At 58.8% G+C, this 10,490-nt stretch carries 10 protein-coding genes and 1 pseudogene; 8 read left to right on the plus strand and 3 right to left on the minus strand.

Going from position 1 to position 10,490, the window contains the following annotated elements; genetic code table 11:
• Nucleotides 1–303 precede the first annotated feature (303 nt).
• The 8 genes from HKD31_RS14695 (at nucleotide 304) to vapC (ending at nucleotide 7,930) form a co-directional block, all read left to right on the plus strand.
• The gene (locus HKD31_RS14695; protein WP_194265596.1) at nucleotides 304–558 is read left to right on the plus strand and encodes a type II toxin-antitoxin system prevent-host-death family antitoxin; all 255 of its coding nucleotides are present in this window, start codon (nucleotides 304–306) and stop codon (nucleotides 556–558) included.
• Entirely contained in the window at nucleotides 558–971 is a 414-nt protein-coding gene (locus tag HKD31_RS14700; RefSeq protein WP_194265595.1) for a hypothetical protein, read from the plus strand. Before HKD31_RS14695 ends, HKD31_RS14700 begins: the two co-directional genes overlap by 1 nt.
• Nucleotides 972–1,053: 82 nt before the next feature.
• Complete coding sequence (locus HKD31_RS14705) at nucleotides 1,054–1,332, plus strand: hypothetical protein (RefSeq protein WP_062499779.1); 279 nt, start codon at nucleotides 1,054–1,056, stop codon at nucleotides 1,330–1,332.
• Entirely contained in the window at nucleotides 1,329–4,535 is a 3,207-nt protein-coding gene (gene mobF, locus HKD31_RS14710) for a MobF family relaxase (protein ID WP_194265594.1), read from the plus strand. Before HKD31_RS14705 ends, mobF begins: the two co-directional genes overlap by 4 nt.
• A gap of 491 nt (nucleotides 4,536–5,026) precedes the next feature.
• Nucleotides 5,027–5,251, plus strand: coding sequence for a hypothetical protein (locus HKD31_RS14715; protein WP_228120872.1), 225 nt, complete (start codon nucleotides 5,027–5,029; stop codon nucleotides 5,249–5,251).
• Between the two features lie 383 nt (nucleotides 5,252–5,634).
• Nucleotides 5,635–6,996, plus strand: a complete 1,362-nt coding sequence (repC, locus tag HKD31_RS14720; RefSeq protein ID WP_194265593.1) for a replication initiation protein RepC — start codon at nucleotides 5,635–5,637, stop codon at nucleotides 6,994–6,996.
• 305 nt (nucleotides 6,997–7,301) lie between these two features.
• Complete coding sequence (gene vapB / locus HKD31_RS14725) at nucleotides 7,302–7,526, plus strand: type II toxin-antitoxin system VapB family antitoxin (protein ID WP_194265592.1); 225 nt, start codon at nucleotides 7,302–7,304, stop codon at nucleotides 7,524–7,526.
• Nucleotides 7,526–7,930 (plus strand): type II toxin-antitoxin system tRNA(fMet)-specific endonuclease VapC, encoded by a 405-nt coding sequence (gene vapC, locus HKD31_RS14730; protein WP_194265591.1) that lies wholly within the window; start codon nucleotides 7,526–7,528, stop codon nucleotides 7,928–7,930. Before vapB ends, vapC begins: the two co-directional genes overlap by 1 nt.
• A gap of 251 nt (nucleotides 7,931–8,181) precedes the next feature.
• Here vapC and HKD31_RS14735 read toward each other — a convergent pair whose 3' ends face one another.
• From HKD31_RS14735 to HKD31_RS14745, 3 genes and pseudogenes are all read right to left on the minus strand, one after another.
• Complete coding sequence (locus HKD31_RS14735; RefSeq protein WP_194265590.1) at nucleotides 8,182–8,937, minus strand: anti-sigma factor family protein; 756 nt, start codon at nucleotides 8,935–8,937, stop codon at nucleotides 8,182–8,184.
• On the minus strand, nucleotides 8,934–9,299 hold the full coding sequence (locus tag HKD31_RS14740) for a sigma-70 family RNA polymerase sigma factor (protein ID WP_338085592.1): 366 nt from the start codon (nucleotides 9,297–9,299) through the stop codon (nucleotides 8,934–8,936). The genes HKD31_RS14735 and HKD31_RS14740 overlap by 4 nt, the downstream gene beginning before the upstream one ends.
• A 135-nt stretch (nucleotides 9,300–9,434) precedes the next feature.
• A pseudogene (locus tag HKD31_RS14745) lies at nucleotides 9,435–10,384 on the minus strand (IS5 family transposase); the annotation flags it as partial.
• Nucleotides 10,385–10,490: the final 106 nt, after the last annotated feature.

The following is a 10,490-nucleotide window of genomic DNA, read 5'->3' on the forward strand; positions in this document are numbered from 1 at the left end:
CTCTCGGTCGCTCCTCTCTCCTTCCAGCTATCATCGGTCCTAGATCGTGTCAAAGATCGCGTCGCCATCGTTTCATCATCGCGTCACTGTCGTGTCAGGATCGCGTCAAGATCGTGTCAGTTTTCTCCTTTTTCCATATACAAATGCACCCTTTCGGGTGCGGTCCCTGCGGGACCACATGGCATCCGGGGAAGGGGGGCGCATATCGCGTCAAGAAGAAGATGTTTTCCTGTATGCTGTAATTGCTGTATTCTCCACGAAAGACATCATTGCTGCATGTATGGTGCAACGGAGAAACGGACGATGCGGACCTTCTCAACAAGTGATCTGTCCCGGAAATCGGGGGACATTATTGCCAGCGCCCTGCAGGGGCCGACGGCCATCAGTCAAAGAGGAAAGCCCCGTCTGGTGGTTCTGAGCGTCGAGCAATACGAAGCGCTGAAGCAGTCCCAGACAGACCGTCGCCTGGCAGGAGCGACCGCCGAGATGCCGTCCGACCTGGCAGAGGATGTGTCGCACGCGATTGATGCGTTCCTGTCCTCGGACGAGCGCCCCTAGTGGTCGCGGCGTTCGAGCCGGGGACCGTCCTGCAGTACCCCTATCTGTGGCATTGGCAGGACGCCCAGGGAGAAACGGAGGGGCGCAAAGACCGTCCGGTTGCCGTTGCGGTGCTTTTTGTTGCCAGGGATGGTCAGGAATACGTTCTGCTCCTGCCCCTGACGACCAGGGAACCTGCGCGTGGGCGCGAGGCGGTTGAAATCCCGGCCACCGAAAAACCGCGCGCGGCCCTGGACCAGAAGCGCAGGCAATGGCTCATGCTGGATGAGTACAATCTCGATCCTGTGAAAGGATCATATTACCTGCGCCAGTCTGCCGTAACGGGGCAGTTCAGCAGAGCCTTCATGCAGACGGTTCTGGAGCGCTTTCGCAGCCTGTTTCCCCAGGCCAGGCGCGTGGCCCGTCATCCCTGAAAGTCCTCACTGGTCCCGGATGTCTGCAATCACATAGCACGGTGGAACACTGGCTCTTTCCACGAGAAGGAGCTGATTCCCTGTGTCCAATATCGATGATTTCACTCTTCCCCCTCCGCCACAGGCAGGCGAGCGCTTCGAGCTGCTTATTCTCACACGGCTTGGTCAGATTGCCGAAGCCGTGGCCCAGATCCATCAGATGGTCAGTCCGCCCGACAAGCCGGATGAGGGCGAGGGACTGCGTGAGATCATGCTCCGCATGGCCAGTGCGCTGGATCAGCAGACAACCGTGCTGGAGGGCCTCGGTGAGCAGGTGAGCCGTCTGGAACGACGCGGCGAAGAGGCGGCCGAGCTCAAATGATCACCTACCGGAAGATTTCGGCTGCCGGGGCCGGAAAGTTGATCGTCGCCTATCTGCGGGAGCATCAGCTGGAGCCCAGCAAGGATGCCCGCTTTGAACGGGATGGAGAAAAGACCCGCTCCGAAACAGGCGACCGACTGAACACATACTATACCGGGCGCGATGGTCGCGGGAGCTGGGGTCCTGACATGAGCAGGCGCATTGCGGCCGAGCTCGGGATCGACCTGACGAAAATCCCGACAGACGAGGCTCTCGCCCGCCTCTTCGAGGGAAAGCGCGCCGACACGGGTGAGAAATGGGCAGGGGCCCATGCGACACGCGAAATTTCCGGGATCGATTTTACAGCCGCTCCTGACAAGTCGGTGACGCTTGCGGCAGAGTTTGCCGCCACCAAGGCAGAACAGGCCCTGATCTGGGCTGCCATCCATCAGGCCAATGATCGCGCCATGGCGTTCATCGCAAAGGAAGTCGGTATTGCGCGCCGTGGCAAGGCGGGGGTGTCCTATAACGAGGCCGGGGACGTCGGCTGGGTGTCATTCCGGCACTACACGGCAAGGCCGGTTATGGAGATCCAGGATGGCGCCAATGGCGCCACGGCTGCGGTCGAAGTTCCGGTGCCCGGAGATCCGCAGGCACATATCCACAATATCATGTTCAATGCCGTTGCAACCGAGAGCGGGCATCTCGGTTCCCTGGACAGCAAACGCATCACCGGGATGACGTCGCATCTGTTTGGGGCTTACTTCCAGGCCGAGCTGGCACAGGAGCTGCGAAAGCTGGGCGTGCGCGTGGAGGTCGACGACCGCGGCAAGGCCATCATGATTGACGGCATTCCCAAGGAAGCCCGCGAGCTCTTCTCAAAGAGAAGCAAACAGGCAAAGCGCATGGCGGAGGCCTTCGTCGCCCGACAGGGCGGCGACTGGAATGCCATGAGTGCTGACCAGAAGTTCAAGATCCTGCACCAGGCCAATCTGACCTATCGCTCGAAGAAGTACGACGGGACGAACGAGCGGGAGATCTGGCGCGAGCAGGCTGACGAAATCGGCTGGCAGCACGACACCGTCCTGACGGACGAAAAAACGGTGTTGCTTTCCCGGGAGGAGCGCTTCGAAAAGGCGTTCGGCATTGCCGCGAAGGCGCTTGCGGATGAGTTCCGCACGGCGGCTGTCATTGATCGCGACGCCCTTCGGACCTATGCGGCACACGGCCTGATCGCGGCGGGGATCGACGGTATGGAGGATGTCGAGCGGGTTGCGGATCTGATTCAGGAGCGCGGCATCGAGATCGACGGCAAGCTGGTCCAGTTCCGTATGCGCGAGCAGGACGGACGTCTGCGGGTTGCGACGACCGAGCAGATTGCGCTTGAAAAGGAAATGGCCCGTCTGGCTGGTGTTTCCTCCCGGACGCGGGACGGCGCATTGACGGACGAGCAGATCGCCGCGGCCGTAGCCCGGTCGGGGCTGGATTTCACGCAGGAACCGGCACATGGCGCTGCGCAGCTTGCGGCGATCCGCTTGCTCGGGCAGGCGGGCGGTCTGGGGTTCCTGATCGGTGTTGCGGGTTCGGGCAAGACCACCCTGCTGAAGCCTCTGGTGGACGCCTGGCAGGAAGACGGACGGACGGTCATCGGTGCCGCCATCGCCTGGCGTCAGGCCGACGCTCTTAAAGATGCGGGGATTTCCAGAACCTACGCGATGACGCCGCTCCTGGACGGGCTGGCGCAGGGGAAGATCGTGCTCGACAGCAAATCCGTGCTCGTGCTCGATGAGGTCAGTCAGGTCTCGCCCCGCCAGCTGCTTCAGATCCTGCAGCTCCAGCAGGAGAAAGGCTTTGCCCTTCGCGTGGTGGGCGACCGGGAACAGGCGCAGGCCATCGAGGCCGGGGACGCCGTTGAACTACTTTTGCGAGTGATGCCCAAAGAGGCGCGGCCGGAGCTGCTCAGCACCATCCGGCAGAAATCAGCCCACAGTCGCGAGATCGCCAACAAGTTCCGCAGTGCCGGCCGTGACCTGAGCAAGACCGAAAACGAGCAGCGGGAAGCCGATATGGCCCGTGCCCGCGAAGCCATCGACATGAAGCGCAGGGACGGCACGATCCGCCTTGTCGGCGGCGATCATGACCAGGTCGTGGAGCATATTGCCGACCTCTACCTGCGCCGGCGCGACCTGCTTCTGCAGGCCGGCTCGAAACGCGGCATCACCATGTCCGCCCCGACGAACGAAGACGTCATGGATCTCAGCCGCGCCGTCCGCGACCGTCTGCGCCGGCGCGGCGAGATCGGACAGGAGGAAATCCGCAAAGCCGCCATTGATCAGCGCGGCGTGACCTATGAGCTGCCACTTGCGGTCGGCGACCGGGTGCGGCTGTACGGCCGGACCAGTGTCCGGGTGGATACGCCGCATGGCAAGCGCTGGCGCGAGCTTGGCTCCAACGGCGACTTCACCACCGTCCGGGGCTGGTCGGACGAGGGGCTGATCATGGAGAACGCGAAAGGACGCAAGGGGATGGTGCCCTGGACACGCCTTGCCGACCCGAAGACCGGCCGGATCCGTCTGGGGTTCGGACATGCGATGACCGTGGACGCGGCCCAGGGTGTCACGTCAGACGAGCATATCAACGCGATGCCGCGTGGTTCCTCGGCGATGACCGGTTTTACCGCCTATGTCGCTGAAAGTCGTCACGTCCATCAGTGCTGGACGGCCGTGGCCGAAGGTTCGCTCCGGGAGGCGGAGACGTTCTCGCGAGCGCTCGGTGATATCCGGCCGGTCACGGTGGAGGATCTGTATGACCGGCTTGCGGGCGACATGGGACGGCATCCGTACAAGTCGCTGGCGGTGGATCTGGTTCAGGCGCGGCTGGCGCATGAGGAAGCAACCTCGCGCTGGATCCGGCAGAACCATGTCAACGAGCGTGTTCAGCAGAAAGGACAGTCGCCTGGAGCGAAGGTGAGGCGTGAGATCGCTGAAGCTCCGATCCGGGAGGTGCCACGCGAACAGTGGGATGACGTCAGCCGTAAACTTCGTAAGGCAGGCTACGCGGCGCAGGATGCTCTCAAGGCTGCCCGCCATGCTGAAGACATCCAGAAGGCCCGGGCGCGGCGCCAGGCGGCCGAGGCCGCCCGGAAGGCCACAGTGCGACGTGGGGGCGAGCGGCAGGAGGAGCGTGAGCGTACGCGTGCTCCCTCCAGGGGACGTGGTATGTAGGCAAAGAGCCTGCGCTATTCCCGGAATGACCATGTCCCGCTGGAGGCGGGGTGTGGTTGTCTCATGATACTTTCGCGCTACAGGTCGTAGATAATACTACACCCGTCAATATTGGGAACGACACTGATCTTTAGTGCGGAACTTGTAGATACATCTCTGACGATACAGATCTCCCGATCGGGTATTAATGTGCTCTTGGAATAAAGAAAGCAGGGATAGGTATTCCATGCTCGCTCTCTTCCTGGTCTGTTGCATGTAACCCATAGGCGCAGCGCCACAGATGGATCGCATGCAAAATTTCTCCTTGTTCCCACAGTGCCTCAGTCGGTTGTGAACGCGGCTTTCGGAAAAAAAGCCATGCAGCGCACGCAGTCACAAACGGTTGGGGCACAATTCTGGGACTTGTACCCGACGAGGAGTCGTATCGATGTCGCGTTTCACCTGGCTGGCGATTTACGCCGCTCTCTTAGGCCCCGCTCTGAGCCTGGTCTTTGGTCAGCAACACTACCGGAACACAGGTCTACGGGGCCTATATGTTTGGCACGAAAGCCGGCTCCGCGATCGCAACCGTATCGGATCCAGGCACGCCGCTGAGCCAGTTCGTCTCGGCCAAGACGCTGGCAGCGAACAATATGACCGGATGGACGGTCGCGCAGTACCAGCAGACGGTCGCCAGCCACATGGGAAGCGGTGCGTCAGAGGCAGTTACGAGCTGATGTCCGCGCGCCAAAATGAACACAATAACCCCCGGAATATAAAGAAAAAATTGCGATCTGGGGAACTTTACAGGTTGTTGCGGAGCCTGAACGGGGGCACGATGCTCGGATGTCTGGAGACGTCCCTGTGGGCGGCGCCAGCGAGTCGATCCAGAGGACCACCGATGACGTAGCGCTCACATACCAAAAACCCCGCCTCCTCCGATTTGGCGATCGGAAGAGCCAGGGCTCCGGCAAAAAAACAGTAGCTAGATGTCGAATTCGTTAACTTCATCTAGCGTCAGCTCTCTTTGAAACGCAAGTGCTAAATTGCGAACGGGAGTCTTTTGTCTGGTGTCCGGCCGTGAGGTGGTTCCCTCAACCCAACCGATCCGGACCAATCAATGGAACAGTCTGCCCATACGCAGAGGACGCGCGCTGCCTGCACACGACGGGGCCAGCGTCGAATCAGTGAGGCCATGCTGGCCGCACGCGAGGAACTGACGACCCCACCACCGGCCGAACCCGGAAAGTGGGACATGCTGAACATGCTGAAGTCCCTGCGTGGCGTTCTGCCTGTGAGCCGGGGTGCTGCGCTGACGCTCATCATCATGGTGGAAAAGACCGCTACGGACGCATGGAGCGCACTGGAGACCCCGTTCATCTACGCCCACAACACGACACTGATGTCCTGGACGGGGCTTTCGCGCAGCTCGCTGCAGCGCCACATCCGGGAACTGGCCGAAGCGCGGCTTCTGGTGCCACAGGATGGCCGGAACGGGCAACGCGGCCGACGCTGGCAGGGGAACAAGGAGCAGACCCAGGTGGGGTTCAATCTGTCCGCTCTGCGCTATCGCTGGCCGGACTTTCTCGCGCTCAGCGCCGAGCAGCGCCGGATCCGCGGGCGCATCTCGTTCCTGCGTGATTCCATAGCCGATCTCAATGACAGCGTTCGGGCCGGGGCCGAGCAGTTCGGCTTGCATGACGTGATCCGGCAGGCGGCCGCAATCATGCAGGCACGACTGCGGACTGTTCAGACAGGCACTCTGGAAGGCCTGTACCGGGAGATGGCTGCACTGTCCGAGACAGTTGCCGCGCATGTCGGCGGAGACGTCTCCGAGCCCCGAAGCCCCTCTGTGGAAAACCCTGATTTTTCAACGCAGTATCCATCAGAAATGAGGCCCATGGGTCCTCAAAGTGGGGCCCACTATACAGATACTAAAAACATTCAATCTTCTAAAAAAGTAGATCAGGTAGCCGCCACAGGCGGCAATCGCATTAAGGCAATGCGGCGTGCAGGACCGGAATCCACCACCGATCGACCGAGCCCGTATGACCGGACGGCGTTGCGGGGTTTCAAGGGGACATCGGTGTTCTATCTCGAGATCTGCAGCGGCCTGCGGGAGCTGTGTTCCAGCGGTCGGCCGAGTGCGGAAGAACTGATCGAAGCGGCGGAATATCTGTCGGGGCAGGTGGGCGTGTCATGCCATGCCTGGTCGCAGGCCTGTGTCGTATTGGGCCGGTTGCAGGCGGCCGTGGCCGTCATCGTCATGGCCTCGCGGCTGGAGCGCGGTGCGGCCATCCGTTTCAGGGACGCCTATTTCCGGTCGCTGATCGAGCGCGGTGCACGCAACACGCTCTTCCTTGATCGCAGCCTCTATGCCTTGCGGGACAGCCGCTCGCGTGAAATCGGGATGCTGGCCGAGGCCGGCTACGTGCCGCCTCCGGCAGCGCCGACATCCCGTAAAGAGGGACACTGGATCTGATATGTGGGCTCTATTTTACCGGAGCGTCACGATCTCATCGCGGTCTCGCAGTTGTTCTCATTTCTGGAGGTATTTTTGGATACGACCACAAAAAGAGATGCCCTTTTTCCAACTGCAACGATTACCAACGAGTACCTTCTTCGTTACCGTCCGCAACATCATGGTCGCGGTAATGTTGCTTTGAGTGAAAATCTGCCGGAGCAGCTAGCGAAATGGGGGGTAAAGCCCCAGCAAAGAGGATTAAATTCATTGAATATGGGTGGGCACGTGTATATACTAAACGTATATCCATAAAGGAGCGTGCAATGCTCAGTCGTACAACCCTTTTCTTTTCAAATCGTTCGCAGGCCGTTCGTCTGCCCAAGGCGGTTGCATTCGACGGCAATCTGAAAGACGTCGTCATCATTCCTGATGGCGTGCGCCGTATTATCGCGCCGGCCAATGCTGCATGGGATGATTTCTTTGCAGCACCTGGTGTTGATCTGCCTGAGCGTAATCAGCCTCAGATTCAGGAGCGGGAACGCTTTTGATGCTTCGCTATCTTCTGGATACAAATTTCTGTATTCGCGTATTACGTGACCGGCCACAAGGTTTGCGGGAACGCTTCAACGATAATGCCGAAACACTCTGTATCTCAGATGTGGTGTTATACGAGCTTCTGTATGGTGCCGAGAAATCTCAAAATCCCGCAAAGACACGTCGTGAGGTAGAGCATTTCGCCGCACGTTTATCTGTTCTGCCATTCGACGGTGATGCCGCAGCTCATACAGCAGACATCAGGGCGGATCTGGAATATCGCGGATGTGTTATTGGTCCTTACGATCTGATGATTGCCGGTCATGCCCGGAGCAGGGGACTTGTTATCGTAACCGGAAATCTTCGAGAATTTATACGGGTGAGCGGATTGCGTTCTGAAGACTGGATGCCCGGTTAAATTCTTTGTCTTTTCTTGCTCGGATGATCACTAACTACAGGAAAGTCCGAATTGATTTCAGAATACTATTTCGGAAGAGCAAAGGGTAGTCGGGACAATAGTCCCCACAGCACGTTAAGATAGCGCCATAACCGTAAAGCCGCTGCAAATGTCTGGCGGGGTTTGTATTCCTTGGAAAGATTTTCCAGTAATTCACGAGCCTGCGGGGGAGAAGCCTTGTTCTGAATGGCCAGCTGAGGACGCCCTGATCCTTAGCTGGCTTTTGCCATCAGATCGCGGGCATGGTCCGCCAGAGTGTGCAGACTGCTCGTGGATGTATCTGCCACCATACTGACTCCCAGTCCGTTCTGAGCCCAGAGATAGCCTGGCAGATGACGCATCGGACGCATGGGAGCATTAACATCCACGTTATACATAGGACGTACAAACAGGGAGATCCGGGCACCGCTGGCATCCTTATAGAAGAAGACACAGGCCGGTCCATGATCGGTCGTAACCAGTTGTCCGCCCACAAGGTGATAGCCCGCCGCGGACAGATCCGGGGGCTGTACCGGGCGTCCCAGCATTTTCCCACCCCATGCTGCGAGTTGCGCAACATTGCTTTCCGTAATCGTGCTCCCTTTGCTGGCCTCGCGCACGATGGTCGCTTCCTGTTCAACGGCGGCCAACCCGACGGGTACGCGGCGATCACGGAGGAACCATCCGCTGCCAAACCCTATCGACAGTGCAAGGACGATAGAGGCGGCCATTCGGGGCATGCTTGAATGCACGGCGTTCCGTTGCCGCAGGTTTGAAATGTTGAAGCGCGCCGGTATGGCCGGCCGGAGTTCCGACCCCAGTCCGGCACGGAGGGCATCACGCTCGTTTTTCCATGTCCTGACACGCTGCAATGTCTCGGGATGACTTTCGAGCCAGTCTTCCACTGTTCGCAGGCGTTCCGGAGACAGAAATCCATCAACCCAGGCTTGCAGATCATCTTCGGTCACGGAGCGATCAGGCTGTGTCATTTGACTCTCCGAAGCGTCGGGCGTTCCTCATGTTCAACAAGACTGTGCAGGGCAGCACGTGCACGGGAAAGGCGTGACATCACGGTCCCGATCGGCAGATCCAGAATTTCTGCAACCACGCCATATTGAAGCCCTTCAACACTCACCAGCATCATGATCTGTCGATGATCATCAGACAGATGTCCGAACGCCTGAACCACTTCCTGCCACTGCAGATGAGGGATCTGGTCGGCCTCCTGCAAAGGTTCAGGCTGCATGGTTTCCGTCCATGACACGAAACGCCGTAAACGGCGCCAGTGATTGACAATCAGGCGATGCGCGATCGTGAACAGCCACGGACGCAGGTCAGACTGGCCGCGCACCTGGAGGGATCGAAGAACCGTTGGTTGATGCGCCTGGCTCGTGATTTCAGGCTTTTGGCGATTTGATTGACGGTTTTTGGGGGAGCTTTTGATCTGCGTTTTGAGCAGATCGGGGACTGCTCTCCCGCTGGATGACTATGCGCTCGCGTTCAATCTTTCGAGGAAGAGGAAGCGGCGCATGTTGTAGACGATATTGGCCAGCCCGATCCTCATGGTGGCCCGGGTGATACCGACAGTTCGGATGAACAATCCCGTCTGTGATTTCTGGTCGGCAAAGACGTGCTCGACGCGCGATCGGATCACGGACTTTCCAGCATTCGATTTCTGGATATGTCGGGGCATAGGCTTGAGATGCGGCTTTTTTCTGTGAACCTTTGAGACAAAACCCTCTTTGTCCATGAAGTCCTCATTCGCTTTCGAGCGATAAGCTGTATCAGCCCAAACGCTTGAGGCCGTATTGGTTTTATCTAACAGCCCCTCTCTCAATCGCGCACCATCACTGGCGGCGGCATCCGTCGTCTTCCATTTGCGGATCAGCCTGAATTTTCGATCGATGGAAACATGCGATTTGTAGCCAAAGAACGGAATGGCAAGATCCGTTGACGGGATCGTCCCATCATCCTGCCGCTTTGCTTTGGTGAACTTCAGTGTCCAGCGCGCATGGCGATCCTTGTGGGACAATTTGGATGGCTTGTCCTGCCAGTCTTCAGGAATACGCCCTGCCCGGAGGTCGGCTTTCTCAGTGTTGGTATTGCGCTGCTTTGGAGCGGCTACCAATGTTGCATCCAGGATCTGGCCCGACATCGGCAGATAGCCCGCGTTCCGTAGGGTCGCGTCAAATCGGTCAAACAGTCTTTCAATGGCCCCCGCCTGGGTCAGGCGTTCACGGAACAGCCAGACCGTTTTGGCATCAGGCACACGGTCCGACGCCCCAGGCCAAGGAAACGCATGAACGACAGGCGATCGTTGATCAGATACTCTGTCCGTTCATCAGACAAATTGTTCAACGTCTGGATGACCAGAATTTTGAACATCAGCACCGGATCAAACGGCGGACGTCCGCCTTTACTTCCGTCTGAAAGAGGTGGTCCCCATTTTTCGGACAGGGCGATAAGCTATCATCTGGCCTGAACGAGGACGGGTTTTATGGGCAAGGTTACGCGGAAACGGTATGCGGCAGAGTTCAAGTCA

The organism is Gluconobacter potus (genome assembly GCF_015244705.1).
Lineage (GTDB): Bacteria > Pseudomonadota > Alphaproteobacteria > Acetobacterales > Acetobacteraceae > Gluconobacter > Gluconobacter potus.